Source organism: Bradyrhizobium sp. AZCC 2289, from assembly GCF_036924615.1.
Classification (GTDB): domain Bacteria; phylum Pseudomonadota; class Alphaproteobacteria; order Rhizobiales; family Xanthobacteraceae; genus Bradyrhizobium.
In genome coordinates this window covers 5,125,374-5,151,671 of record NZ_JAZHRY010000001.1, presented here as the reverse complement: position 1 = coordinate 5,151,671, position 26,298 = coordinate 5,125,374, and the positions used below count along the sequence as shown (strand labels likewise).

Below are 26,298 nucleotides of genomic sequence, written 5' to 3'. Positions count from 1 at the left end.
TTACCCCTTACCCTTCAAGCCTCACTCGGGGATCGATCACGCCGTAGAGAATGTCGATCATCAGATTGAGCAGCACGTACATGACCGCCATGGTCAGCACGAAACCCTGCACCGGCGCGAAATCCGACGAGATCAACGCTTCCACCGCATAGGAGCCGATGCCGGGCCAGGCGAAGACCTTTTCCACCAGCACGTTGGCGCCGAGCAGGAACGAGAACACCATGCTGAGCGTGGTGATGACCGGCAGCATCGCGTTGCGGAACGCATAGGTGACGATCACGGTGCCCGGCGACAGCCCGCTTGCGCGCGCGGTGCGCACGAAGTCCGAGGCCAGCACCGCGAGCATCGAGGCGCGCGTCATGCGCGCGATCGGCGCCAGCGAGAACACCGCGAGCGTCACCGCCGGCAAGATCAACTGGCTGAGCGCGGAGCGAAACGCCTCGAAATCGCGCGCGATCAGGGTGTCGATCAGATAGAAGCCGGTCACCGTCGGCGGTGCGCTGTAGAACACGTCGAGCCGGCCGAGCGGCGCCGGCGACCAGCCAAGCCTGAAATAAAAGACGTAGACCAGCACCAACCCCGTGAAGAACACCGGCAGCGACACGCCGGCCGTCGTGGTGACGCGGCAGAGATGGTCGATCCACGAACCCGGCCGCGTCGCGGCGAGCACGCCGAGCGGGATTGCGATCACGATGGAGACGACGAGGCCGAGCAGCGTCAGCTCGGCGGAGGCCGGCAGCCGGTTGCGGATTTCGGTCGCGACCGGCTGGCCCGTGGTGAGCGAGTTGCCGAAATCGCCATGCGCGAGATCATTGGTGTAGCGGAAGAACTGCTCGATCAGCGGCTTGTCGAGGCCGAGTTTCTTGCGAATCTGCTCGACCGCCTCCTTGCCGGCCGCAGGGCCTGCGAAATACGCCGCGGGATCGCCGGGCAGCGCGCGCGTCAGCAGGAAGGTCACGATCACGACCCCGATCAGCGACGGAATCGCAAACATCAGCCGCTTGCCGATCATGGTCAGCATGGCGGGTTACCCCTTGGCCAGCGCGCGATAGTCGAGGCGGCGGTGGAACCAGTATTGATAGCCCGAGATGTTCTTCTGCATCGCGACGTTGACGAAGGGCTGATACAGCGGAATGCGCGGGATGTCTGAGAAGGCGAGATCGACAAAGCCCTTGACGTCGGTGTCGTAGGCCGACATGTCGCCGGTTGCGGCCGCCGTGCGCGCGCCGTCGATCAACTTGTCCATCTCCGGCGATTTGTAGCTCATGGTGTTGAAGACGGAATTGTTGCCGTGATAGCACCAGTAGAAGAAGTATTCGGGGTAATCGAGCCAGCCCGAAAACACGTTGGTGTAGAGCGGCATTTCCTTCTTGTTCAACTCGGTGCGCCAGTTGGCGCCGGGCACCTTGTTGATGGTGGTCTTGATGCCGAGCTGGGCGAGGCTCTCCTGCACCAGCACGCACAATGGCTCGTTGACCCCGGCGAATCCGAGATCGAACGAGATCGTGGTCTCGAAGCCGTCGGCGTAACCGGCCTCGGTGAGCAGCGCCTTCGCCTTGGCCATGTCGGTTGCGTATTTGGTCGGCTGCGGCCACGCGACTTCGGTGGCCTTGCCGGCCGGCGCGCCGAACATCGGATTGGCGAGGCCGAACAACACCGCGTCCATGATCTTCTGGTACGGCATCGCGTAGGCCATCGCCTGACGCACTTTGGGATTATCGAACGGCGGCTTGGTCACGTTCATGCCGATATACTGAATGCCGTTGGAGAACGGCAGCGACACGACGTCGAGCTTGCCGTTGGCCTTCATCTCCTGGAAGTCCCGGTACGGCAGCTCATAGGAGATATCGGCATCGCCGCGCTCCAGGAGCGCGCGGCGGTTGCCGGCCTGCGGCACCATGCGCCAGATCACGCGCCTGATCTTCGGCAAGGGGCCGCCGACCCACTCGTCGTTGCGCTCCATGATCACTTCGGTGCCGGCGGTCCATTTTGTCACCTTGTAGGCGCCGGAGCCCGCGGTCTGCTGTTTGGTGTATTCGAGGCCCCAGGGGTCTTTCTCGCTGGCGTTCTTCTTCACCAATTCGGAATTGACGATGCAGGGCACGATCACCGCGAGATCGGGTATCGTCAGGCGATCTTTCTTGGCAAAATCCACCCGCACCGTGTTGTCGTCGACGATGACGAACTGCTCCGGCTTGGTCAGCGAGCCCGCGCTCATCTGGAAGGTCGGAAAACCGCCGACAGAGACCGCTCGGTCGAGCGACCATTTGACGTCCTTCGCCGCGACCGGCGTGCCGTCATGGAATTTCGCGTTCTTCTTCAGTTTGAACGTCACCGACATGTCGCCGACATTCATGTCTTCGGCGAGTTCGGGCTTGAACTTGTCGCGGTCGTAATACGGCACGCCGCCGGGACCGCTCTTCATCTCGTGGCTGATCAGCCGGTCGTAGCAATTCCACGACACCTCATAGCCGGGCACGTTGGTGCCGACGCCATGAATGTCGAGATTGTTCGGGCCGCCTTCGGAGACGATCAACAGTGTCTCCGAGCGGGCGTCGGCCTTCGCCGCTGACCAGATCGCGGGCGCGGGCGTCATGGCACCGGCGGCGGCCAATCCGGACACGGATTTCAGGAAATCGCGACGCTTCATGGTGATGCTCCAACGCCCGAGGAAAGCCGGCCTTGGAACTGGAATCGCAAGGTTCGTGCCAAACCTTAACGGAACGTCAATTGCATATTAACCGAATGATTTAACTTGCGAATATCGATTTTCTGCCGCGAGATGACCGCATTCGATTGGGCGTCATATTGCATACAAAGCCATGGCGCTGCCTAAATATTGATCAGGTGCTTTGTGGCGCCCGCTCGTTGGGCGAGGGCCCCATGATTTGAAGATCGCAGGGGCCCCGTCCCGCTAATCGCAAAAATCCTCGCTGTTGATGCGCAGGCACGCGGTGCGGCGATCCGTTTCTGCCGGGTGCAGCCTTCGTTCGCATCGATCTTCTTCAGCGCGCGGAGTGCTGCCATGGTCGGGCGGTAGCGGGGATAGCGCTTGTCGGACAAAAGCGACGCGCGACGCAGACAGTGTCGGGAAACCGCTCGATCAGGAGATCATGGAGCGCGACATTGCCGGTCTCCTTGGCCGCCGCGAACAGCTGCCCGGCCGGCATTGGCGCCCTAATCGGCAGCCAGACGGATCAACTAACGGATCTCGTCAGACGGGACCGCGACGCGCTGTGTTCCCAGTGACGATCTATTGATCTCGCGCAAGGCAACGCTGGTGCGGGGACCCTGTTCTATCGGGGAGTGAAAGCCTGCACCCAGGAGGCCCGGATGCGAAATGCCCCGAACCTGTCGATATCGCCGGAAAAAGTATTCTTCATTGTAACGAAGTCACGGCAATCCGACAGTAACGCCATCGGACCGGATGCCAACTCCGATTCGAGTGACGATGTGGCTGAGGATCAAGAGCACCGATCGCTCGGAACTCTCCCGCTTCATTCGGGATTTGAACGTCGACGAGCAGATTGACCTCGTCGCCCTGATGTGGCTCGGCCGCGGTGACGGCGATCTCGACAATTGGCGCGATCTGCGCTCGGAAGCGGAGCGTGCCCACAACAATCGTACGGCATCCTACCTGATCGGGACGCCGATGCTGGCGGACTATCTGGAGGAGGCCCTGTCGCAGTTCGGCAAGTCATCTGAGGATTTCGAAGAGCATCTTTGATTTCCAGGATGCTTTGACTCCCGAGCCAATCAGCGTCGCGCAGGAAATGCGCACCGTGACCGGCATTCTGAAGGATGGAGTGCTTCAATGACCAAAATGAAGATCGGCACTGGTGACTGGATCGTCGTATGCGATGGGCGCAAGGCGCTTATCCTCGAAAATCTCGGAAACCGCATGTTTCCGAACCTGCACACAAAGGAGGTGCGCGAGCACCCGGACCTATCGACGCGCGCGCAAGGAACCGATGCGCCGGGCAGCGTGCATTCGTCGATCGGTACCGCGCGAAGCTCGGTTGAGCAGACCGACTGGCATGATGAGTCTGAGCGGGCGTTCTTGCGGGCTCTTGCCGACCGGCTCGACGTTGCGATCACAACCGGCGAAACCACGGCGCTCACCATCGTCGCGTCGCCGCGCGCGCTGGGCATGATCCGGCCGGATTATTCGGATGCCGTTCGCAAGGCGGTTCAATCGGAAGTCGGCAAGGATCTCGTGAAGATGCCAGTCCATCAAATCGAGGAGCAACTGCTGGCGTGAGCCTTGGGTATGGTCGTTAACGCCGGCAGTCGCGCCTGATCTCTCCGTGAGCCAAGCATAAGTACCTTGGCCTATCGATCCGGATTGGCCCGCTCGAACTGGCGCAGCAGCCGGTTGCCGCGCTCCACGGCCAGGTCCATGGCTGCCTGCGCCGACCTCTTGCCGCTAAAAGCCTGCTCCAGTTCGTCGTCGATCACATCGCGGATCAGGACGAACGATCCAAGCCGGATTCCCTTCGAGTTCTCGGTCGGCGGCTTCAACGTCATCTGCTCGATCGAGATCGCCGCTCCCGGATTGCGATCGTAGAAGCCCTGCGCACGGGTCAGGTCGAACGCGGCGCGGGTGATCGGCAGATAGCCGGTGTTCTGGTGCCAGGCCGCCTGAATCTCCGGCTTGGACAGATATGCGAAAAACTTGGCGACACCGGCATATTCGGCGCGCGGCCGGTCGCGCAGCACCCACAGGGTGGCGCCGCCGATGATGCTGTTTTGCGGCGCGTCCGCGACGTCGGGCCAATAAGGCATCATGCCGTAGCCGACCTCGAATTTCGAATTGGCCTTGATATCGGCGCGCGTCGCCGACGAGCCGATGAAGATCGCGCACTCGCCCTTTTGAAACCGCGGCTCGGCGGTCTGGCCCCGGCCGCTGTAGTCGAACGCCTTCGTCTGCTGCCATTCCGCAAGCTGCGCGATATGGCGCACCACCGCCGGATTGTTGAAGGTCAGCTCCGCATCGAGACCGCCAAAGCCGTTGGCGCGGGTCGCGAGCGGCAGATTGTGGAAGGCGGAAAAATTCTCGACATTGATCCAGGACGGCCAGGAGGTGGTCAGACCGCAAACGGCGCCCGCGGCGCGCAGCCGCTTCGCCGCGGCGCCAACCTCGGGCCAGGTCTTCGGCGCCACTTCCGGATCGAGGCCGGCGGCGCGGAAGAGATCCTTGTTATAATACAGGATCGGCGTCGAGCTGTTGAACGGGAACGACAGCATGTTGCCGGCCACGTCGGAGTAATAGCCGGTCACGGCCGGCAGATACGCGCGGGGCGAAAAGGTCTCGGACTGGTCCCGCATCAATTCGAACACGGGATAGATGGCGCCCCTCGCCGCCATCATGGTTGCGGTCGCGATCTCGTTGACCTGAACGATGGCGGGCTGGCTTCGCGAACGAAAGGCGAAGATCGCCGCCGTCACCGTCTCGGTGTAATTGCCCTTGTAGCTCGGCACGATCCGGTATTCGGACTGCGATGCATCGAAGTCGGCGGCGAGCTTCTCGACCTGCTTGCCCAGTTCTCCCGACATCGCGTGCCACCACAGGATGTCGGTGGCGGCCTGCGCGGGAGACCCAAGGGCGATGGTCGCGAGGGCTGCGAGGTATAAGAATCTCAAATTCAACTTCACCGTTGAAACACTCTGATCCGGCGCCGAAATGAAGCGTCTGCGCTGCCCGCCGTCATAGGACCCGGCGACAGCGGGATCAATCCGCCATCGCCTGTCATTGAGCACAATTAACGATATCGGCAGGATAGCCATATCCGCCCAGTTCTGTAAAATTAGTTGAACCTTTTCTTCCCGCCGCAGACTTCATCACAAGGGGATTTGTTGCCAGTGTACCGCCGCGCCGACCTTTTGCGGATCATCACGCTTGTTGTCGCGCTGCTCGCCGCAGTGGCCGCAACGAGTGCGTTTGCGCGCGAATTCCGCGCCGCCGACACCCAGAACGAGGATTATCCGACGGTCCAGGCGCTGCTCTATATGGGCAGCATGGTCGCGGAGCGCAGCGGCGGCCGTCACCAGATCAAGGTCTTCCATTCGCGCCAGCTCGGCGAGGAAAAGGAAACCCTGGAGCAGACAAGGGTCGGCGCGATCGACCTCAATCGCACCAATGTCGCGTTGATCGGAAACATGGTGCCGGCGATGAATGTGCTGGCCATGCCGTTTTTGTTTCGCTCCATCGAGCATTTGCAGAAGGTGCTGGATGGGCCGATCGGCAGCGAGATCCTCGCCAGCTTCGAGCCCTATGGTTTCGTTGGCCTCGCGTTCTATGATTCCGGCGCCCGCTCGATCTACAACAGCGTCCGGCCGGTCCGCTCGATCGCCGACCTCAAGGGTTTGCGGCTGCGCGTGCAGCAGTCCGAGCAGATGTCCGACATGATCAAGTCGCTCGGCGCCGAGCCGGTCGAACTGCCCTACGGGCAGGTGCTGACCGGGCTTGCCACCAGGCTGATCGACGGCGCTGAGAACAACTGGCCGTCCTTCGTCACCACTGATCATTACAAATACGCGGGCTACTACACCCTCACCGAACACACGATGAGTCCGGAAGTGCTGGTGATGTCGAAGAAGGCCTGGGGCAGCCTGTCAGCCGAAGATCAACAAATCTTCCGCGAGTCGGCGCTGCGCTCCAGCCGCTTCATGCGTGAAAAGTGGCGGGATCTCGAAGAAGGGTCGCGCAAGCAGGCCGAAGCGGCCGGCGTCAAGATCGTCACAGATATCGACCGCAAGCCGTTCGAGGCGGCGATGGCCGGGCTCTACGCCAAGGCGCAGCGCGACCCCGCGGTCGCGCAACTGATCGAACGAATTCGCAAGGTGGAGTGAATTGGCCGGAGCACCGCAACAGGACAAGGCAGTGGAACGGTCGGCGGGCTTCGCCGCGCGCGGCCGTTTTCGCATCGTCCAGCTGCTGCGTGCGGTACCGATCCGCTGGCGCATTCTGTCGATCGCCGCCTTGAACTCGGCCGTCGTGATCGTGCTCGCCGTCTTGATCTGGAACGGCGCCAAGGTGCTGGGCTCGGCCTGGGAAGATGTCCGGCAGGTGCGCGAATCCGACAAGATCCTGGCGTCGCTGGAGAGCGAAACCAGCCGCCTGCAGAACCTGATCCACCGCTACATCAACCAGCCGAGCCCCGAACTGTTCGCCGAGATCCTGCTGTTGCGCGAAGCGGTGCTCGGCACGCTGACCACGCGCGCCTCGAACGACCCGATGCTGTCGGGGTCGGTGGAGCGGCTCGAACACGTCACCAGCCGTTTCCTCGACGGTTTTGGCGAATTGCGCGCGGTGCAGGGGAAAATCGCCAAGACCTATGAAGAGCAGGTGCTGGGTCCGGCCAAGGACATGGCCGGGCTTTACTCGATCATCGAGGGCGCCACCGGGCACCGCGACGCGCTGATCTGGCCGTCGCTCGGGAAATCCCGCGAGGCGTTTACCGCGATGCTGGTCGCCGCCAACTCCTATTACCTCTCGCTGTCGTCCGCCTCCGCCGACGACGCACGCAGGAACACCGAGACAATCGAAAAAACCATTCCTGTGATGACTGACCTCGCCGACAACGATCTGCAGCGCATGGCGCTGGCGCGGTTGAACACGCGGACCCTGGCGCTGCGGGAGGGACTGGCCAAACTCACCGAGGAGCTCGCCAACCGCACCGAGCTGTTGCGCAACACCATCGACGCCAGCCAGGCGGACGCGATCGGCGCCATCGACGAGTTGTCGGTCAAGATGCGCCAGCGCGAGCAAAAGGCGCAGGAGACCTTCGACCGGACGCTGTCCAACATATCGAGCCGGGTGCTGTCGATCGCCGTGATCTTTCTCGGCATCATTCTTTCGGCCGGCGTGCTGATCGCGCTCTCGATCCGGCTGCCGCTGCACCAGATCATGGCGGCGATGCACGCGATCACCTCGGGCGACTATGACCGCAGCGTGCAGGGAACGGCCGCCAAGGACGAGGTCGGAGCGATGGCGCGTGCGGTGGAAGTGTTCCGAGAAAACGCCATCGCCAAGCGCAAGACCGAGGACGAACTGCGCGCCTCGAAGGAAAAGGCCGAGAGCGCGCTATTGGAGCTCAACACCGCCCAGCAGAACCTGATCGACGCCGAACGGCTGGCGGCGCTGGGCGGCCTGGTCGCCGGGGTCGCCCATGAGGTCAACAACCCGATCGGCATCAGCCTGACCGTTGCTTCAAGCTTTGCGCGCCGCGCCGAGATGTTCGAGTCCGAATTGCGCACCGAGCCGTTGCGCCGCTCCAAGCTCGACGAATTCGTGAAAACCTCGCGCGACGCCGCCCAGCAACTGGTGGCGAACCTGCATCGCGCCGGCGAGTTGATCCAGTCGTTCAAGCAGGTGGCGGTGGACCGTTCGCATGCCGAGCGCCGGCAATTCTCCCTCGGGGAAGCCACCGACCAGATCGTCGCCAGCCTGCGGCCGGTCCTGAAGAAGGCCGCGATCACGCTGTCGGTCGACGTGCCGGAGGGCCTGATGATTGATGGCTATCCCGGCTCCTACGGGCAGATATTAACCAATCTGTTCCTCAACGCCGCCAATCATGCCTTCGCCGACGGCCGCTCCGGGGCGATCTCGATCTCGGCAAGGGCCCGCGGCAGCGACGATGTCGAGATCATTTTCGCCGATAACGGGGCGGGAATGACGCCGGACGTGCAGCGGCAGGCCTTCGACCCGTTCTTTACCACGCGCCGCAACGAGGGCGGCACCGGACTGGGGTTGCATATCGTCTATAATCTTGTCACTCAACAGCTCGGCGGCCGGATGATGCTGGAGTCAAGACCGGGACAAGGCACTACATTTCGCATTATCATGCCGAAGGTCGCCAAGGGTGGACCCTCGATCACGGACGCTGCAGCCGACGGAACTCCTCAATGGCCGAACAGGACGATGTCCTCCACCTGATCGACGATACCGGCGCCGTTCCGGAGGTTTCGTCCGCGCGCAAATGGAAGATCGCCGTCATCGACGACGATCAGGCCGTGCATGAAGGCACCCGCTTTGCGCTGAGCGACTACAACCTGCAGGGGTCGACACTCGAAATCCTGTCGGCCTATTCCGCGGCCGAAGGCCGCATCCTGATGCGAAACAATCCGGATATCGCAGCCGTGCTGCTCGACGTCATCATGGAAACCGACGTCGCCGGCCTCGAACTGGTCGAATACATCCGCAACGAGATCAGGAACGAGACCGTCCGCATCATCCTGCGCACCGGACAGCCCGGCCAGGCGCCCGAGCGCCGCGTCATCGTCCAGTACGACATCAACGACTACAAGGCGAAGACCGAGCTCACCGCCGACAAGCTGTTCACCTCGCTGACAGCGGCCTTGCGCAGCTACCAGCAGCTCGAGCGCATGGTGCAGACCAGGCGCGGGCTTGAAATCATCATCGATGCCGCCTCGACGCTGTATGATTTCAAATCGATGCAGCGCCTCGCCGAAGGCGTGCTGACCCAGCTTGCTTCGCTGCTCAATGTCGATTGCGCCGGCATTCTGGTGCTGCGCGACGACGGCGGCTCGGCCGAATCCGAATTTTCCGTGCTTGCCGGGTCGGGCTGCTACAGCCGCTTCATCGGCACCACCAGTTCGAAAGCGCTCGATCCGGATTTGCGCCAGATGGTGGAGGCGGCGTTCCAGCGCCGCAAGAACGAATTCGCCGATCATCGCAGCGTGCTTTATCTGCGCACCGGCAGCGGCCGCGAAGTGGTGGTACTGCTGCAGGCCGAGCGGCCGCTGTCGGAGACCGACCGCGCGCTGGTCGAGATCTTCTCCAGCCGGCTGTCGATCGCCTTCGACAACGTCATTCTTTATCAGCAGCTGCACGAGGCCAATACCCAGCTCGAGGACCGCGTCGCGCAGCGCACGCGGGCGCTGATGCAGGCCAACCGCCGGCTGTCGTCGCAATGGCTGCGGCTGCAGCGCGCCAACGGCTTCAAGAACGAGATCCTCGGCACCGTCGCGCACGATTTGAAGAACCCGCTCGGCGTGATCCTCGGCCGCACCGAAATGCTGACCGAGTTGATCTCGGCCGGCTCGCCCAAGGAAAACGTCACGGCGCAGGTCGACCATATCCGCGACGCCACCAGGCGCCTGACCTCGATGGTCGACCATCTGATTTCGGACGCGATGGCGGACGCCTTCGACATCACCATTCGCCGTGAGCCGGTCGATGTCGCAGCCCTCGTTGCCGAGGTCGCCGACGCCAACCAGCCTTTGGCGGTCAACAAGCAGCAGACGATTGCCGTGTCCGCGCCGCCGAATTTCGTCACCATGTGCGACTCCGACCGGATCCGCGAAGCAATCGACAATCTGGTCAGCAACGCCATCAAATACTCGCCGATCGGCGGCAAGATCACGGTGGCGGTCGGCCATGAGGGCCATAACACCGTCATTCGCATCGGCGACGAGGGCGCAGGGCTCAGCCCTGAAGACCTCGGCCGGCTGTTCGGCCGGTTCCAGCGGCTCTCGGCCAAGCCCACCGCCGGCGAGAGCTCGACCGGCCTGGGTCTATCGATCGTCAAACGCATTATCGACATGCATGGCGGCCATGTGACCGCGGAGAGCGCCGGACCCGGACAGGGATCGACGTTTACGGTTACATTGCCGGCAACAGAGACGTCATGACCCAGAGCCCGCATATCATCATCGTCGACGACGAGGCGCCGGCCCGCGAAATGGTCGGCGATTACCTCAAGATGCACGGTTTTGGCGTCACCCTGTGCGACGGCGGCAAAAGCCTGCGCAGCGTGATCGAGACCAACGTGCCCGACCTCGTGGTGCTCGACCTCAACATGCCCGAGGAAGACGGGCTGTCGATCATCCGTGACCTCAAGAGCCGCATCAACGTCCCCGTCATCATGCTGACGGCGACGGCAAGTCCGATCGATCGCGTGGTCGGGCTTGAGCTCGGCGCCGACGACTACATCGCAAAGCCCTGCGAGCTCAGGGAATTGATGGCGCGGATCCGCTCAGTGCTGCGGCGTAGTGCGCCGGTGAAGGCAGCGGCGCCCGAAGCCGCGGCTACCAAAACGGAAAAGGATCAACTGGTGCGGTTCGGCACCAAATGGCTCGATCTCGAGGCCCAGGCGCTGCGCGACGACGAGGGCAACGAGCATCCGCTGACCGCGTCCGAATTCGGCCTTTTGAAGGTGTTCGCGGCCAATCCGAAGCGGGTGCTGTCGCGCGAGCGGCTGTTGGAATTGGCCAATGCGCGCGACGCCGAGGCCTTCGACCGCGCGGTCGATCTGCGCATCATGCGGATCCGCCGCAAGATCGAGATCGATCCGACCAAGCCCGCCGTGATCCGCACCATCCGCGGCGGCGGCTATCTGTTTTCGCCGACCGGCGACAAGGCGTAATCCATTCTGACGTCGTCCCGGCCTGGTGCGCAATTGCGCATGAGGGGCCGGGATCCATACTCCGCGGCGGTCACATTAGCGCATTGCGGTGATCGCCTTCGCTCAACAACTCCGCCCTGTGGTTATGCGGCCCGGCCTGCGCCGGGACGACGATTATTTTGCGGTTGGGCTCCGCAATCCCTCCAATTTTCCTCTTATTGAAATCATTCGCATTTCACCCCCGAATGTTTCGTCGCGAGGCTAGCGACGAAACAATTCTCCCGGGCATGAAACCATTTTCTCCTTTTCGTGCAGACATCCCGAAACGTTGACTAACTAACAATCCTCCCAACGAAGCGCCGCCAAAAGGCGAAGTGGGAGCCTGTCATGCCGAACGTCATCGCCATCAACGCTGCAGCCCGCAAAAATATCGCGGCGGCCCGCGCGACCTCCGATGAGATGCTGCTTGAGAGTATCGCCCTGGGCGGCCGCACGGCGATGCATGTGCTTTATTCCCGTCACAACGTCCGGGTTTACCGCTTCGTGCTCCGCATGGTGCGCGACACCACCCTGGCCGAAGACCTGGTCAGCCAGGTGTTCCTCGACGTGTGGCGGACCGCCAGCCAGTTCGAAGGCCGTTCCCAGGTTTCCACCTGGCTGCTGTCGATCGCCCGCTTCAAGGCGCTGACCGCGCTACGCCAGCGCAAGCACGAAGATATCGAGCAGGAAGACGTGCTCGAGATCGCCGATGAGGCCGATACGCCGGAAGCCTCGCTGGACCGCGCCAATACCTCGGCCATCCTGCGTGCCTGCGTCGCAAAGCTGTCGCCGGCGCATCGCGAGATCATCAACCTCGTCTACTACCACGAGAAGTCGGTGGAAGAGGCCGGCGCGATCATCGGCATTCCTCAGAGCACGGTGAAGACCCGGATGTTCTATGCCCGCAAACAACTCGCGGAGTTGCTTAAGGGCGCCGGCGTGGATAGCCTGGCTGCATAAAATACAGATATTTCAAACACTTAGATGAAGGCCGGGGACGAAAATCGGGGTTAATTTCGACGCCAAAGATTACCGGCGACGAAACAAATGAAACAATTGACGACATCACCCGGAAAAACTCCCTCCCTATACCGACCATCAACAACGCAACACCAACGCCGAACAGGAGAGCGAACATGCTGAAGCCGTCCTTCCGCCTTTTCATTATCCCGCTCGGCGCCGTCGCCACCCTGGCCTCATTGTCCGCCCAGAACATCGCCCCCCGCGCCCAGCGCGATGCCGGTTCGATGGTCGTGCGCGAACAAGTGATCGATTGCAGCACCAAGAGCGCCGCTGAGGTCTGTGTGATCCCCAACGGAGCCCGTTGAACCAGTTTCCAGACCACCAGACCTTCCAAGTTCTAACTCCCAAGTAACCTCCAACGACCCGGCCGGGATGCCCCCCAGCCGGGTCGCTCCGCATTTGGGGGAGGCGTTATCGTGAGGCGCGCCTCGAAAGGGCTCACAGAGACGTGACGCGGCCTGGGATGCGGCCGGCGTAACGGCCCGCGCCATCATCGCGAAGAACATCAAGCTCCCCACAGTGGCCACATGGCGCTGCCGGGACCCGTTGATGGATCGGTCCGATGTTCAACCTCGCTCTCGCGCTGCTTGCAGGCGTCGTCACCGTCGCCGCACCCTGCACCCTGCCGATGCTGCCTATTCTGCTCGGGGCATCGGTCGGCCAGTCCGGCAGGGCGCGGCCGGCGATGATCGCGCTTGGTTTCGTGATGTCATTCTCGATGGTGGCATTGGCGCTGAGCGCAATCACCCGGGCGTTCGATTTCGATCCCAACGTGCTGCGAACCGGCGCGGCGGTATTGCTGGCCGGATTTGGACTGCTGATGATCTGGCCGGCGCCGTTCGAGTGGCTATCGGTCCGGTTCGGCGGGCTCGGCAGCAGCACCACGGCGGGGTCCCGCCAGGGCATGATCGGCGGCTTCGTGCTCGGCACCACGCTTGGCCTGGTCTGGACGCCCTGCGCCGGCCCCGTGCTGGGCTCGATCCTGACCGTCGTAGCGACCTCGAAGGACACCGCATGGGCGAGCCTGCTGCTGGTGGTCTACGCCATCGGCGCGGCGATCCCGATGCTCTTGATCGCCTATGGCGGCCAGGCCGTCACCACCCGTATTCGCAGCATCGCGCGGATCACGCCGAGGCTACAGCAGGCCTTCGGCGTCGTCGTGATCGCCTTCGCGATTGTCTCCTATTTCCAGTACGACACGCTGATCGTGGCGTGGCTGACAGGATTCTACCCCAACGGCCAGATCGGCCTCTGAACCCTCAAGGAGACCTCCATGACCCTACGCTCGCTCGCCGCATCCGCCGCACTGGTTGCGTTCAGTCTGACAGGCACGACCCTCCCCGGCATCAGCGGCGAAGCGCGAGCGCCGGATGCTCCGTTCGCGGTCGCGGCGGCACAGCAGGCCGCGCCTGAATTCACCGGCATCAGCAACTGGTTCAATTCGAAGCCGCTGAAAATCTCCGACCTGCGCGGCAAGGTGGTGCTGGTGGATTTCTGGACCTATGGCTGCGTCAACTGCGTCAACACCCTGCCGCGCGTCACCGAGCTCTATGCCAAATACAGGGATCGCGGCCTCGTCGTCGTCGGCATCCACACCCCGGAATTCCCGTTCGAACACTCGACCTCCAACGTGCAGGCGGCGCTGAAACGTCACGGCATCACCTATCCGGTCGGGCAGGACAATGAGTCGCAGACCTGGAACGCCTACCGCAACCATTATTGGCCGGCGCAATATATCGTCGACCAGAACGGCAAGATCGTGTTCCAGCACGACGGCGAAGGCCAGTACGAACAGATCGACCGCACCATTGCACGGCTGCTCAACGCCAATAGCTGATCAATTCCGGCAGCGCGGCTACTATCGTCAAATTCGGCGTGATAAGGTTCGCGCCGGATTGTGGCACGATCCCGAAAAGTGGGTTTCCGGTTTTCGGACAAGATCGTGCCCAAGAGACCGGCGATGGATGGTGCGCATGTTCGAAGGCTGGGACGCCGTAGTATTGGCCCGGGCGCAGTTTGCTTTCACGATGTCGTTCCACATCGTGTTCCCCGCCTTCTCGATCGGGCTTGCGAGCTATCTGGCGGTACTTGAAGCGCTCTGGCTGTGGACCGGGCGCGAGGTCTTCATCAACCTGTTCAATTACTGGCTGAAGATCTTTGCCGTCGCCTTCGGCATGGGCGTGGTGTCCGGCATCGTGATCTCCTACCAGTTCGGCACCAACTGGTCGGCGTTTTCCGACAAGACCGGGCCGGTGATCGGGCCGTTGATGGCCTATGAGGTGCTGACCGCGTTCTTTCTCGAAGCCGGCTTCCTCGGCGTGATGCTGTTCGGCCTCGAACGGGTCGGTCACAAACTGCATTTCCTCGCGACCCTGATGGTCGCGATCGGCACGCTGATTTCGGCGTTCTGGATTCTGTCGTCCAATTCCTGGATGCAGACGCCGGCGGGCTACGCCATCAATGCCGATGGCCAGTTCGTCGCCGCCGACTGGCTCCAGGTGATCTTCAATCCGTCGTTCCCCTACCGCCTCGTACACATGGTGCTGGCGGCCTATCTGACCACCGCGCTCGTGGTCGGCGCGGTCGGCGCCTATCATCTATTGCGCGACCAGCATCTCGCCGGCCCCCGCGTGATGTTCTCGATGGCGATGTGGATGGCAACCCTGGTGGCGCCGATCCAGATTCTCGCCGGCGACCAGCACGGCCTCAACACGCTGGAGCATCAGCCCACCAAGATCATGGCGATGGAAGGCCATTACGAGAGCCACAAGGACGGCGCGCCCCTGATCCTGTTCGGCCTGCCCGATCAGACCGCCGGCAAGGTCAAATACGCCGTCGAAATCCCGAAACTGGGCTCGCTGATCCTGAAACATTCCCCGGATGCGGCGATGGCCGGCCTCGACACAGTGCCGCGCGAAAACTGGCCGCCGGTGCCGATCACCTTCTGGTCGTTCCGGATCATGGTCGGTCTCGGATTCCTGATCATGGGACTCGGCCTGCTCAGCCTGTGGATGCGCTGGCGCGGCAAGCTCTATGAATTCCGCCTGCTGCACCTGTTCGCGATGGCAATGGGCCCGGCCGGCTTCATCGCCGTGCTTGCGGGCTGGATCACCACCGAGACCGGGCGCCAGCCGTTCACGGTGTATGGGCTGTTGCGGACGCTTGATTCCGCCTCGCCGCTGGCGGCGCCTGCGGTCGGCTCGTCGCTGATCGCGTTCGTCATCGTCTATTTCACGGTGTTCACCGCCGGTGTGATCTACATCCTGCGCCTGATGGCGCAGCCCCCGCATCACGGCGAACAGGGGCCGTCGCACGACGCGCCTGCCCGCGCCGCCGGCATCACGCCCGCCGCCGGCGTCGTCGTCGAGGGAGCAGCCCGATGATCCCCATCGACCTCGCCACCATCTGGGCCTTCATCATCGCGTTTGCCGTGTTCGTCTATGTGGTGATGGACGGTTTCGACCTCGGCCTCGGCATCCTGTTTCCGCTATTCCCGGAGAAAGCCGATCGCGACGTCATCATGAACAGCGTCGCGCCGGTCTGGGACGGCAACGAAACCTGGCTGGTGCTGGGCGGCGGCGGCATGATGGCCGCGTTCCCGCTGGCTTATTCGGTGCTGATGCCGGCGCTCTACACGCCCATGATCGCCATGCTGGTCGGGCTGATCTTTCGCGGCGTCGCCTTCGAATTCCGCTGGCGGACGACGCAGAGCGAGCGCAACCGCTGGGACATCGCCTTTGCCGGCGGTTCATTGGTGGCGACGCTGGCGCAGGGCATCGCACTCGGCGCCATCCTGCAGGGCGTGCATGTCGAGGGACGGCATTATGCCGGCGGCTGGTGGGACTGGCTGACGCCGTTCAGCCTGTTGACCGGTGCAGCACTGGTGATCGGCTATGCGCTGTTGGGCGCGACCTGGCTGGTGATGAAGACCGAAGGCAGTTTGCGTGACCGCGCCTATCATTTGAGCTGGGTACTGTTGCTGGCGATGCTGGGCGCGATCGGCGCGGTCAGCATCGCGACACCGTTCCTCCACGTGCAGTACACGCAGCGCTGGTTCGCCTGGCCCAACATCATCCTCACCGCGCCGGTGCCGCTCGCGGTGGCGGGCGTGACAGTGTTGTTGCTGCGCAGCCTCGCCAACAAATACGACTACCAGCCGTTCTTCCTGACGCTGGCGCTGTTTGCGCTGTCCTATGCGGGCCTGGGCATCAGCATGTACCCCTTCATCGTGCCGCAGAGCATCACGATCTGGCAGGCGGCCTCGCCCGCGAACAGCCAGATCTTCATGCTGTTCGGCGTCGGCGTGCTGGTGCCGCTGATCCTCGGCTACACCGCGTGGGCTTACTGGGTGTTCCGCGGCAAGGTCAGGCACGGGAGCGGCTATCATTGATGCCGCGAGAGGAAAATCCACGCCCGCTGACGCAGCGGCTGTTGTGGTTCGCAGCCCTCTGGCTCGGCGGCGTCGGCACCGTCGCCTTGATCTCTTTTGGCCTGCGGCTCTGGATCGCACCGAAATGAGGCAGGTTGCGTAACGATCCGAAAACTGCGATCTCCAAAAAACGAAGACATTCCAGCGATGTATCTGATGCACTCGCCTTGAACTTGCCATCAAGGTGTCACTGAGATTTGATGGTTCACGAGCGCGGTCAGCAAAAGTGGGTACCGGTTTTGCGTCCGACCGCGCTCTAGTAATAAATGGCGCATGATCTTATCGCCAAACCGCTTACACTTTGGCGGATCATGCGCTGATTTGGCTAAAGGCCAACCGGGAGAGCTTTCCATGACCAAGTTTCGTCACCTGATCTGGATGGTGGTCGCCGCCGGTGGCCTGATGCTTTCAGCCTCGCAAAGCTACGCCCAGCAGCCCGACGTGGGCGACCAGCCAGGGCTTCTGCCGGACGACAGCGTTGAGCTCGATCCGGAATACCGCAAGCAGATGGTGTACTACCGCACCAATGAGGCGCCGGGCACCATCATCATCTCCACCGCCGAACGCCATCTGTATCTCGTGCAGGGCAACGGCCGCGCGCTGCGCTACGGCATCGGCGTCGGGCGCGACGGATTCCAGTGGCAGGGCCTAGTCAACATCACCCGCAAGGCGGAATGGCCGGACTGGACGCCGCCGCCGGAGATGATTGCCCGCCAGCCCTATCTGCCGCGCTTCATGGCCGGTGGACCCGGCAACCCACTCGGCGCCCGCGCCATGTATCTCGGCACCACCGTCTACCGAATCCACGGCACCAACCGTCCCGACACGATCGGCACCAAGGTTTCATCCGGTTGCTTCCGGCTGGTCAACGCCGACGTCGCCGATCTCTACGATCGCGTGCCCGTCGGAACCAAGGTAATTATCCGGCAAAAGCCCGAACTGTAACCGCCGCTCCAGCTTCGCTGACATCCGTTTTCCCGATCATTGGTGAGAGATAAATCATGCGCACATTCCGAGGCGGCCTCCTGATTGGTCTGGCGGTCGCAGTCGCGATCGCGGCCGTTGCCATCACCTATGAACGATACGACACCCGAACCCTGAAGCGCACGATCCGGCGCGGCGAAGTATTCTGCGGCGTCAATGCCGGCCTGCCCGGCTTCTCGATCCCCGACGACAAGGGCAACTGGAGCGGTTTTGACGTCGATTTCTGCCGCGCGGTGGCGTCGGCGATCTTCGACGATCCGAAGGCCGCGAAATTCATTCCGCTCGATGCCAGCGAACGCTTCAAGGAGTTGCAGAACCGCAAGGTCGACATCCTCTCCCGCAACTCGACCTGGAGCATGTCGCGCGAGACCAATTACGATCTCTACTTCCCGGCGGTCGCCTATTATGACGGCGAAGGCTTCATGCTGCCGGCGGCCCGCAAGATCGACTCGGCGCTCGACCTCAATGGCAGCAAGATCTGCGTGCAGGCGGAAACCACCACGCAGCTCAACCTCGCGGACTATTTTCGCGCCAACAACATGAAATACCAGGAGATGAAATTCCCCAAGCTGGAGGAGGTGGTCAAAGCCTATGATTCCGGCCAGTGCGACACCTTCACCGCCGACGCCTCGCAGCTCTATGCGCTCAGGCTGAATCTCTCCAAGCCGAACGACCACATCATCCTGCCGGACATCATCTCCAAGGAGCCGCTGGCGCCCGTGGTGCGGCAGCGCGACGACGACTGGATGATGATCGTGAAGTGGACGCTCTATGCGATGATCAATGCCGAAGAACTCGGCATTACCTCCAAGAACATCGACGAGGCGTTGAAGTCGAAGAAGCCCGAGGTGATGCGCCTGGTCGGCACCGAAGGCAGTTACGGCGAGGACCTCGGGCTGACCAAGGACTGGGCTGCCCGCATCATCCGCCACGTCGGCAATTACGGCGAGGTCTATGAGCGCAATGTCGGCGCCGAGTCGAAGCTGAAGATCCCGCGCGGGCTCAACCAGCTCTGGAGCGCCGGCGGGATTCAGTACGCGCCGCCGATCAGGTAAGCTTCCAATTAGCTCGTAAGCCAGCCAAACAACGACTCGTCATCACCCGCGAAAGCGGGTGATCCAGTACGCCGCGGCCTTTCCGCTTTAACGCAGCCGCCGCGGAATACTGGATCGCCCGGTCAAGCCGGGCGACGACGGTCTTGGTGTGGCCATCCTTCGAGGCTCGCCTAGTGGTGCAAGTGCACCGCAAGGCTCGCTCCTCAGGATGACGTTGAATGCGGATCAAGCTCTCTCGTTTCCGTCACCCTGAGTGCGCGCACTTGCGCGCCTCGAAGGGCGACGGAGCCCGGCACTCAATAATTCTTCATCCGCGCCAGCCGGTCGGCGTGGAAGTTGCTGTCGCCGAACAATTCCTGGCAGACCCGCGCCCGCTTCATGAAGAAGCCGATATCGAACTGGTCGGTCATGCCCATGCCGCCGTGCATCTGGACGCCTTCCTGAACCGCCAGCGTCGCGGTTGAGCCGGCGCGCGCTTTGGCGACGGCGACCGCTGCACCCGCGCGATCGAAATCGCCGTCGAGCGTCTGCAGCGCCTTCAGCACCGCCGCGCGGGTGATCTCGATATCGATATAGAGCTGGGCCGCGCGATGCTGCAGCGCCTGGAATTCGCCGATCAGCTTGCCGAATTGCTTGCGCTCCTTGAGGTAGGTGACGGTGCGGCCGAACACTTCTTCGCTGAGACCCACCATTTCGGAGGCAACCGCGCCGCGGCCGATATTGAGCACGCCCTCGAGCAGCTGATAGCCCTGATCGACCTCGCCAAGCACATGATCGGCATTGACCTCGACATTCTCGAACACGATGCGTGCCGCATTGTGTGAATCGACCATCGCCGTGCGCTCGATTGCAATGCCCTTGGTCTTCGGATCGACCAGGAACAGCGTCAGGCCGTTGCGCTCGCCGGCGGCGCCGCCGGTGCGCGCCGCGACGATCAGGAGATCGGCGGTGTGGCCGTCGACCACAAAGGCCTTGTCGCCGGAAAGCTTGAACCCGTTGCCGGAGCGCACCGCCTGCATCCTGGTTTGCAACGGGCGGTGTTTGGCGCCTTCGTCGACCGCGAGCGCCGCGAGCAGCGAGCCGTCGGAAATTTTTGGCAGATGCTGGGATTTTTGCGCATCACTGCCGCCGCGCGACAACGCGGACGCCGCCAGCACCGACGTGGCGAGAAACGGCGACGGCATCAAGGTGCGGCCGATTTCTTCCATCACCACGCCGGCCTCGACGCAACCGAGCCCGCTGCCGCCAAAGCTTTCCGGCACCAGCAGCCCGGAAAATCCCATCTCGGCAAACCTCTTCCAGAGATCGCGGGAAAATCCGACTGCGTCCTTGGCATCGCGCAGTGCGCGCAGATGCGACACCGGCGCCTTGTCGCTGATGAGGCCGCGCGCGCTGTCGCGCAGCATGGATTGTTCTTCAGTAAGGACGAGGGCCATTTGAGGGGATTCCGGTTTGATATTGATCGAGTGGCGCGAATTTACATGAAGTCGTCATGCCCGGCCTTGTGCCGGGCATCCACGTCTTTCTTTGGTACACCGACAAAAGCAAGACGTGGATGGCCGGGACGAGCCCGGCCATGACGGTAGGGATATTACGCCCCCGGCAGATCCAGGATACGCTTGGCCACGATGCCGAGCATCACCTCGCTGGTGCCGCCCTCGATCGAATTGGCCTTGGTGCGCAGCCAGGCGCGCGGGCGGGCGCCGCCTTTGGAGCGCTCGCTCTCCCATTCCAGCGCGTCGATACCGCCGGCTGACATCAGGATTTCGTAGCGGCGCTTGTTCAACTCGGTGCCGTAATATTTCATCGCCGACGAAAACGCCGGATGCGACTGACCGGATTTCGCCAGATCGACCGCGCGTTCCGCGGCCGCCGACAACGCCGCCTCGTCGATCTCGAAGGTCGAGATCTGGCCGCGCAGCATCGGATCTTCCAGCCGGCCCTGCTCGTCGGTCCCGACCGAGTCGGCGGCAACCTGGCCAAGCGGCCGGCCGACGCCGCGCTCGCCCATGCCCGAGATCATCGCGCGCTCGTGCTGCAGCAGATATTTCGCGACATCCCAGCCGCGGTTGACGGTGCCGACCACATGCGACTTCGGCACCCGCACATTGTCGAAGAAGGTTTCGCAGAACGGCGAATAGCCCGAGATCAGCAGGATCGGCTTTGTCGACACGCCCTTCGAGGCCATGTCGAACAGGATGAAGCTGATGCCGTCATGTTTCTTGGCCGTGCCATCGGTGCGCACCAGGCAAAAAATCCAGTCGGCGTAGTTCGCATATGACGTCCAGATCTTCTGGCCGTTGATGACGAAATCGTCGCCGTCGCTCTCGGCGCGGGTCTGCAGCGAGGCGAGGTCGGAGCCCGCGTTTGGCTCGGAATAGCCCTGGCACCAGCGGATCAGGCCCGCCGTGATCTTGGGCAGATGTTCCTTCTTCTGCGCGTCGGTACCGTATTTCAGCAGCGCCGGCCCGAGCATGGAAATGCCGAACGAGACCAGTGGCTGGCGGGCGCCGATCGCGGCCATCTCCTGGCGCACGATCTTGGCTTCCTCGCCATCGAGGCCGCCGCCGCCATATTCCTTCGGCCAATGCGGCACCGTCCAGCCCTTGTCGCGCATCCGCTCGAACCAGACGCGCTGCGGCTCGGACGAGAATTTGGCGTTACGGCCGCCCCAGAATGTGTCCGCGTCCGAGGTCATCGGCCGCCGCATCTCGGGCGGACAGTTCGCCTGCAGCCAGGCGCGGGTTTCACGGCGAAAATTTTCCAGATCGGGCATGGTGCGTTTCCATATTGGCGAGTTGGAAAGGACCTTAGTCAGCGCACCGCGAAATTCAATATGTCTTGCGTCATGCCATGCCCGAGCGGCGGTGGTCATGCCGCGCGATCAGGTGTATTCGCAAAGCGCGTAACGATTGAAAAACAAGAGGAAACGGACATGCGCCTGAAGTTGCTTTCGCCTGGCGAAATGAGCGCGGACCAAAAAGAAACCTACGACGAGTCGATTGCAGGCAAACGGGGCGCCCCGCCGGCGCCGATGATGGCCTGGCTCAATAGTCCCGAAATGGCCCGGCATGCCACGCGCCTTGGCGGCGTGCTGCGCTTCGATACGATATTTCCGGCCAAATTGTCGGAGATCGCGATCCTCGTCACCGCGCGGCACCGGACCTCGCATTACGAATGGTACGCGCACAAGCGCCTTGCACTGAAAGGCGGCATGGACCCGAAAATCATCGACGACATCCGCGACCGCCGCACGCCTGTGTTCGACGATCCCAAGGGTAAAATGATCTACGACGTCGCCAAATCGCTGCACGAGGGCCATGGCGTGTCGAAGGCGCTCTATGACGACGCCGTCAAGGTGCTCACCGTGCGCGGCGTGGTCGAGATCATCGGGCTGTGCGGCTACTACACGATGGTGTCGATGACGCTCAACACCTTTGAGTTTGAACTGCCGGCGGGAGAAGTGTCCGACCTTGCGTGAGGCGTGATCGCCGCCTACGTGTCCCGGACGCGGTGCAGCGCTTCTTCAGCGGTGCACCGCAGAGCCGGGACCCATCCGGCGCGAGCTATGGGCCCCGGCTTAGCAGCGCACACCGCTGGCGCGCTGCGCAGCATCCGGGGCACGACACCCTTCGAATGGAGAACGCTTTGCCCGACAATCCACCCATCATCGCCGGTACCCGGATCGGGCACGTCCACCTCAAGGTCGCCGACCTCGACCGCGCGCTGGGCTTCTATTGCGGCGTGCTTGGCTTCGAGCTGATGCAACGGCTCGGCTCCGGCGCGGCGTTCATCTCGGCCGGCGGCTATCACCACCATATCGGGCTCAATACCTGGGAAAGCAAAGGCGGCCATCCGCCGCCGCCGGGCACGACGGGCCTGTTCCACACCGCGATCCTCTATCCGACCCGTCCGGCGCTGGGCGATGCGCTTTATCGCGTGATCAGCGCCGGTATTGAGCTCGACGGCGCCAGCGACCACGGGGTCAGCGAGGCGCTTTATCTGCGCGATCCCGACGAGAACGGCGTGGAGTTGTACTGGGACCGGCCGAAGGAGCAATGGCCGCGCACGCCGGACGGCGCGCTGTCGATGTTCACGAAGCGGCTCGACCTCGACGAATTACTGCGGCAGCGGCAGGCGTAGGCAGATCCCTCATGGTGAGGAGGCGCCCTTGCGCCGTCTCGAACCATGAGGCCCGCGGCCCATCCTTCGAGACGCGCTTCGCGCTCCTCAGGATGAGGTCTTTGTGCGCCGCCCGCGGATCATGATCAGCACCGCCGCGGTCAGTTCCAGCCCGATGCAGGCGTAGAACGGCAGCGCATAGCTTCCCGAGGCGTCCCGCAGCACCCCGACCACGCCAGGACCGAACGCATAGGTGATCTGGTTGATCGCCGTGATCAGGCTGACCAGCACGCCGAACGACCGCGGGTCGAATTCGCGCTGCACGATCAGCGACGGCAGCGTGATCAGATTGCCGACCGAAAATCCGAACAGCGCGCAGGCCGCGATCAAGGCAATGTCGTTGTGCACATTGATGATGACGGCGAGCGCCACCGCCTGGCTGACGAACGACAGCGACGACGCCAGCCGCTGGTTGAGCCGGTCGATCACGAACGAGAACAGCACGCGCCCGACCACCGCCATCGCCGTCAACAACGCCACTGCAATCGCCGCGCGCTCGCGTCCGATCACCGAATCCAGGAACGAGATCAAATGAACGATGAAGCCGACCTGCGCGAACAGCACCAGCGCAAAGGCGCCGGAGACCGAGAGGAAACCGATATCGCGCAGTGCGCGGGCACGGATTTGGGTGGCGGATGGCGCGTCTGAGGCCGCCAGCGCGCTCGTACTCAGGTGCAGCGGCGGTTGTCCGACGAAGATCAGGATCACCGGCACCATCAGCACGATTATCGCGACTGCCGCCGCGATCATCGCGCCCGAAAAGCCAAAATAGCCGATCGCGGCCACCAGCAGCGGCACGCCGGCAATGCCGCCAAAGCTTGCGCCGTTCAGCGCCAGGCTGATCGCCATGCCGCGCTTGTGGTCGAACCAGAGGCCGAGCGTGTTGGTGATGATGGAAAGGCTGGTGCCGGCCCAGCCGAACGCCAGCACCGCGTTCGCCGCATAGAGTTGCCAAGGCTCGCGCACCTGCCCGATCGAGATGGCGGCCGCCGCCATCGCAAAGGTGCCCGCGATCAGACATTTGCGTGGACCGAACGACCTGATCGCCTCGCTGACAAAGGCGACCAGCGCCGCACCCGACAGGTAGAAGAACGTGGTGCCGGACGAGATCAGCGACGCCGGCCAGCCGCGCAGCCGGTGCAGTTCGGCGACATAGACGCTCTGGCCGTAAAAGCCGAGCCCCCAGCCAAAGGTCGCGAGCAGGAAGCAGACCAGCACGATCCGCCAGCCTTCGTAGCGGATGGAGGTTTCGTCGATGGTGGCGTGAGTGGATGCGTCCAATTTCTCGGCTCTTCGTTATTGTTCGTCATGGCCGGGCATAGCCGTCCGAAGGACGGCGTCGCTTCCGCTCGCCTATGCCCGGCCATCCACGTCTTCGCTTCCTCAGAAAGTAGGACGTGGATGCCCGGGACAAGCCCGGGCATGACGAAGACCTTTAGCAGGTCAAGCAGGGCGTCACTTCGACCGCTGCCGAACTGTCAGCAGCTGTCATCAGGCCCGGAGCTTGGACGGATCGTAGAAGAACCGCTCGCGAAAGATCCTGTCGCCGCGCCATTCCTGCAATGCGACCTCGTCGAACCGTGTCGTCTTGCCGGCGTGGTCGATGAATTCGAAAACCCAGTTGATGGCGACGCGGTCGCCCTCAACGATCGAGGTCACACAGGTCGACGTTACGCTCTTCACCCGTTCCAGCGCGGCCCGTTCATGCGCCACCAGCACGTCGCGGGCAACCCGGGGCGGCGCGGTGTTCTCCTGCATGCTGGCATCTTCGGTGTAATAGCGCTCGATGGCGCCGGCGTGGTCGCCGGATACGACAACGGCAATGAACTCATCGAGAGGGGCGCGCGACGGCATGCAACCTCCAACGTTTCCTGTTTTTTGGCGCGTTTTCGTGACGCGAAGCGGTATCCATCCCGCATCAAGTGCGGGACAGGCCCCGCTTGAAAACGCTATGGGTGACAATGGAATTAGATACCGGAAATGTCCGACAGCGCCTGCAATCTCCGCCGCCGCCTCGCGAACGACGCGAACGACAGCACCGCAAGGCCGAGCAGCACCGGCGGAAACACCACCATGTTGACCGCCGACCAGCCGTAATTGGCCAACAGCTGCCCGGACGAGAACGACCCGACCGCCATCATCCCGAACACCAGAAAATCGTTGAAGGCCTGCACCTTGTTGCGCTCCTGCGGCCGGTGCGTCTCCAGTACCAGCGCCGACGCGCCGACGAAGCCGAAATTCCAGCCGACGCCGAGCACGGCCAGCGTAGCCCAGAAATGCATCGCGGTGATGCCGGACAACCCGATCATGGCGCCAACCGCCTCCAGCGACAGGCCGATCGCCACGATCACGGGCGCGCCGAAGCGGGCGATCAGCGAACCGGTGAAGAAGCTCGGTCCATACATCGCCACGATGTGCCACTGAATGCCGAAATTGGAATCGCTGACGGAGAGGCCGCACATCTTCATCGCGAGCGGCGCCGACGTCATGACGAGGTTCATCATGGGGTAGGCGATGACGCCGCACAGGGCGGCGGCGATGAAGCGCGGCTGCCGCGCGATCTCGGACAGCGGCCGGCCGCCATGCAGGTCGGCGGCGGCCGGCTTTGGCGCATCGACGCCGGTCAGCACCGCCATCGCGATCAAGGCGACCAGCGCCTGCACCACAAAGCTGAACGCGAACAGATAGGGCGGCCAGATGTCCATGGTCCACTGCACGAGCTGCGGACCGAGCACGCCGGCGAATACGCCACCCGCCATCACCCACGATACGGCCTTGGGGCGGAACGCGGTGCTGGCGCCGTCGGCGGCGGCAAAGCGGTAGGATTGCGACACTGCACCATAGAGGCCGCCGAGGAAGGTCGCGCAGCAGAACAGCCAGAACGAGGCATGCAGGATCGCGAACGCGCCGAGCGCGCCGGTCGCTACGCCGCAGCCGGTGCCGATCATGAAAGCGACGCGGCGGCCATAGGCGCGCGAGATCGCGCCGGTCGGCAGCGTGCCCGCGGCGAGGCCCAGCACATACATCGACAGCGGCACGGTTGCGAGCGAGATCGATGGCGCCAGCGTCGCGCCGACGATCGAGCCGGTGGCGAAGATCACCGCCGAATTGGCGCCGGTCAGCGCCTGCGCCGCGGCCAGCCGCAGAACATTGGAGCGCGCCCGCGCGTCGTTGGCGATCTCGTCGGTGGCTGTCGTATCCAGCATCGGCATTCCCG

At 63.0% G+C, this 26,298-nt stretch carries 24 protein-coding genes and 1 pseudogene; 17 read left to right on the top strand and 8 right to left on the bottom strand.

The window, feature by feature from the left end; all coding sequences use genetic code 11:
* Positions 1 to 7: 7 nt before the first annotated feature.
* Together V1289_RS24505 and V1289_RS24500 are read right to left on the bottom strand one after the other, a co-directional pair.
* Positions 8 to 1,021, bottom strand: a complete 1,014-nt coding sequence (locus V1289_RS24505; RefSeq protein WP_074271529.1) for an ABC transporter permease — start codon at positions 1,019 to 1,021, stop codon at positions 8 to 10.
* Between the two features lie 6 nt (positions 1,022 to 1,027).
* Complete coding sequence (locus tag V1289_RS24500) at positions 1,028 to 2,650, bottom strand: ABC transporter substrate-binding protein (RefSeq protein WP_334399528.1); 1,623 nt, start codon at positions 2,648 to 2,650, stop codon at positions 1,028 to 1,030.
* A gap of 683 nt (positions 2,651 to 3,333) precedes the next feature.
* On the opposite strand from V1289_RS24500, the pseudogene V1289_RS24495 reads away from it, so the two are divergent.
* Together V1289_RS24495 and V1289_RS24490 are read left to right on the top strand one after the other, a co-directional pair.
* A pseudogene (locus V1289_RS24495) lies at positions 3,334 to 3,727 on the top strand (DUF3775 domain-containing protein).
* Between the two features lie 87 nt (positions 3,728 to 3,814).
* Positions 3,815 to 4,261, top strand: coding sequence for a host attachment protein (locus V1289_RS24490; protein WP_334399526.1), 447 nt, complete (start codon positions 3,815 to 3,817; stop codon positions 4,259 to 4,261).
* A gap of 71 nt (positions 4,262 to 4,332) precedes the next feature.
* Here the strand turns inward: V1289_RS24490 and ugpB are convergent, their stop codons facing one another.
* Positions 4,333 to 5,643, bottom strand: a complete 1,311-nt coding sequence (gene ugpB, locus V1289_RS24485; RefSeq protein ID WP_334399524.1) for a sn-glycerol-3-phosphate ABC transporter substrate-binding protein UgpB — start codon at positions 5,641 to 5,643, stop codon at positions 4,333 to 4,335.
* 213 nt (positions 5,644 to 5,856) lie between these two features.
* Between ugpB and V1289_RS24480 the strand changes: the two genes are divergently transcribed.
* The 13 genes from V1289_RS24480 to V1289_RS24420 all read left to right on the top strand — a co-directional run bounded on the left by V1289_RS24480 (position 5,857) and on the right by V1289_RS24420 (position 18,899).
* A complete protein-coding gene (locus V1289_RS24480; protein WP_334399522.1) occupies positions 5,857 to 6,852 on the top strand; it encodes a TRAP transporter substrate-binding protein in 996 nt (331 codons plus the stop codon).
* A 100-nt stretch (positions 6,853 to 6,952) separates the two neighbouring features.
* Complete coding sequence (locus V1289_RS24475) at positions 6,953 to 8,938, top strand: sensor histidine kinase (RefSeq protein WP_334407647.1); 1,986 nt, start codon at positions 6,953 to 6,955, stop codon at positions 8,936 to 8,938.
* Complete coding sequence (locus V1289_RS24470; protein ID WP_334399520.1) at positions 8,908 to 10,656, top strand: ATP-binding response regulator; 1,749 nt, start codon at positions 8,908 to 8,910, stop codon at positions 10,654 to 10,656. The genes V1289_RS24475 and V1289_RS24470 overlap by 31 nt, the downstream gene beginning before the upstream one ends.
* Entirely contained in the window at positions 10,653 to 11,390 is a 738-nt protein-coding gene (locus tag V1289_RS24465; RefSeq protein WP_334399518.1) for a response regulator, read from the top strand. The genes V1289_RS24470 and V1289_RS24465 overlap by 4 nt, the downstream gene beginning before the upstream one ends.
* A 366-nt stretch (positions 11,391 to 11,756) precedes the next feature.
* The gene (locus V1289_RS24460) at positions 11,757 to 12,368 is read left to right on the top strand and encodes a sigma-70 family RNA polymerase sigma factor (protein WP_334399516.1); all 612 of its coding nucleotides are present in this window, start codon (positions 11,757 to 11,759) and stop codon (positions 12,366 to 12,368) included.
* Between the two features lie 176 nt (positions 12,369 to 12,544).
* A complete protein-coding gene (locus V1289_RS24455) occupies positions 12,545 to 12,736 on the top strand; it encodes a hypothetical protein (protein WP_334399514.1) in 192 nt (63 codons plus the stop codon).
* A gap of 257 nt (positions 12,737 to 12,993) precedes the next feature.
* Positions 12,994 to 13,686 (top strand): cytochrome c biogenesis CcdA family protein, encoded by a 693-nt coding sequence (locus V1289_RS24450; RefSeq protein WP_334399512.1) that lies wholly within the window; start codon positions 12,994 to 12,996, stop codon positions 13,684 to 13,686.
* 18 nt (positions 13,687 to 13,704) lie between these two features.
* Positions 13,705 to 14,268, top strand: coding sequence for a thioredoxin family protein (locus V1289_RS24445; RefSeq protein WP_334399511.1), 564 nt, complete (start codon positions 13,705 to 13,707; stop codon positions 14,266 to 14,268).
* A gap of 136 nt (positions 14,269 to 14,404) precedes the next feature.
* On the top strand, positions 14,405 to 15,814 hold the full coding sequence (locus V1289_RS24440) for a cytochrome ubiquinol oxidase subunit I (protein WP_334399510.1): 1,410 nt from the start codon (positions 14,405 to 14,407) through the stop codon (positions 15,812 to 15,814).
* A complete protein-coding gene (gene cydB / locus V1289_RS24435; RefSeq protein WP_334399508.1) occupies positions 15,811 to 16,821 on the top strand; it encodes a cytochrome d ubiquinol oxidase subunit II in 1,011 nt (336 codons plus the stop codon). Before V1289_RS24440 ends, cydB begins: the two co-directional genes overlap by 4 nt.
* On the top strand, positions 16,821 to 16,949 hold the full coding sequence (locus tag V1289_RS24430; RefSeq protein ID WP_143205052.1) for a DUF2474 domain-containing protein: 129 nt from the start codon (positions 16,821 to 16,823) through the stop codon (positions 16,947 to 16,949). Before cydB ends, V1289_RS24430 begins: the two co-directional genes overlap by 1 nt.
* Before the next feature lie 262 nt (positions 16,950 to 17,211).
* Positions 17,212 to 17,805, top strand: a complete 594-nt coding sequence (locus V1289_RS24425) for a L,D-transpeptidase (RefSeq protein WP_334399504.1) — start codon at positions 17,212 to 17,214, stop codon at positions 17,803 to 17,805.
* A gap of 56 nt (positions 17,806 to 17,861) precedes the next feature.
* Positions 17,862 to 18,899 carry an amino acid ABC transporter substrate-binding protein gene (locus V1289_RS24420; protein WP_309181404.1) on the top strand — a complete coding sequence of 346 codons (1,038 nt, stop codon included), beginning with the start codon at positions 17,862 to 17,864 and terminating at the stop codon, positions 18,897 to 18,899.
* 296 nt (positions 18,900 to 19,195) lie between these two features.
* On the opposite strand, the gene V1289_RS24415 is transcribed toward V1289_RS24420, so the two are convergent.
* Both V1289_RS24415 and V1289_RS24410 read right to left on the bottom strand, forming a co-directional pair.
* The gene (locus V1289_RS24415) at positions 19,196 to 20,335 is read right to left on the bottom strand and encodes an acyl-CoA dehydrogenase family protein (RefSeq protein ID WP_334399501.1); all 1,140 of its coding nucleotides are present in this window, start codon (positions 20,333 to 20,335) and stop codon (positions 19,196 to 19,198) included.
* A 155-nt stretch (positions 20,336 to 20,490) separates the two neighbouring features.
* The gene (locus tag V1289_RS24410; protein ID WP_334399499.1) at positions 20,491 to 21,675 is read right to left on the bottom strand and encodes an acyl-CoA dehydrogenase family protein; all 1,185 of its coding nucleotides are present in this window, start codon (positions 21,673 to 21,675) and stop codon (positions 20,491 to 20,493) included.
* 159 nt (positions 21,676 to 21,834) lie between these two features.
* Between V1289_RS24410 and V1289_RS24405 the strand changes: the two genes are divergently transcribed.
* The gene (locus V1289_RS24405) at positions 21,835 to 22,380 is read left to right on the top strand and encodes a carboxymuconolactone decarboxylase family protein (RefSeq protein ID WP_334399497.1); all 546 of its coding nucleotides are present in this window, start codon (positions 21,835 to 21,837) and stop codon (positions 22,378 to 22,380) included.
* Positions 22,381 to 22,547: 167 nt separating this feature from the next.
* On the top strand, positions 22,548 to 23,042 hold the full coding sequence (locus tag V1289_RS24400) for a VOC family protein (RefSeq protein WP_334399495.1): 495 nt from the start codon (positions 22,548 to 22,550) through the stop codon (positions 23,040 to 23,042).
* A gap of 87 nt (positions 23,043 to 23,129) precedes the next feature.
* Here the strand turns inward: V1289_RS24400 and V1289_RS24395 are convergent, their stop codons facing one another.
* From V1289_RS24395 to V1289_RS24385, 3 genes are all read right to left on the bottom strand, one after another.
* Positions 23,130 to 24,362 (bottom strand): MFS transporter, encoded by a 1,233-nt coding sequence (locus V1289_RS24395; RefSeq protein ID WP_334399493.1) that lies wholly within the window; start codon positions 24,360 to 24,362, stop codon positions 23,130 to 23,132.
* A 210-nt stretch (positions 24,363 to 24,572) separates the two neighbouring features.
* Complete coding sequence (locus tag V1289_RS24390; protein WP_334399491.1) at positions 24,573 to 24,935, bottom strand: nuclear transport factor 2 family protein; 363 nt, start codon at positions 24,933 to 24,935, stop codon at positions 24,573 to 24,575.
* 113 nt (positions 24,936 to 25,048) lie between these two features.
* Positions 25,049 to 26,287, bottom strand: coding sequence for an MFS transporter (locus tag V1289_RS24385; protein ID WP_334399489.1), 1,239 nt, complete (start codon positions 26,285 to 26,287; stop codon positions 25,049 to 25,051).
* Between the last annotated feature and the right edge of the window lie 11 nt (positions 26,288 to 26,298).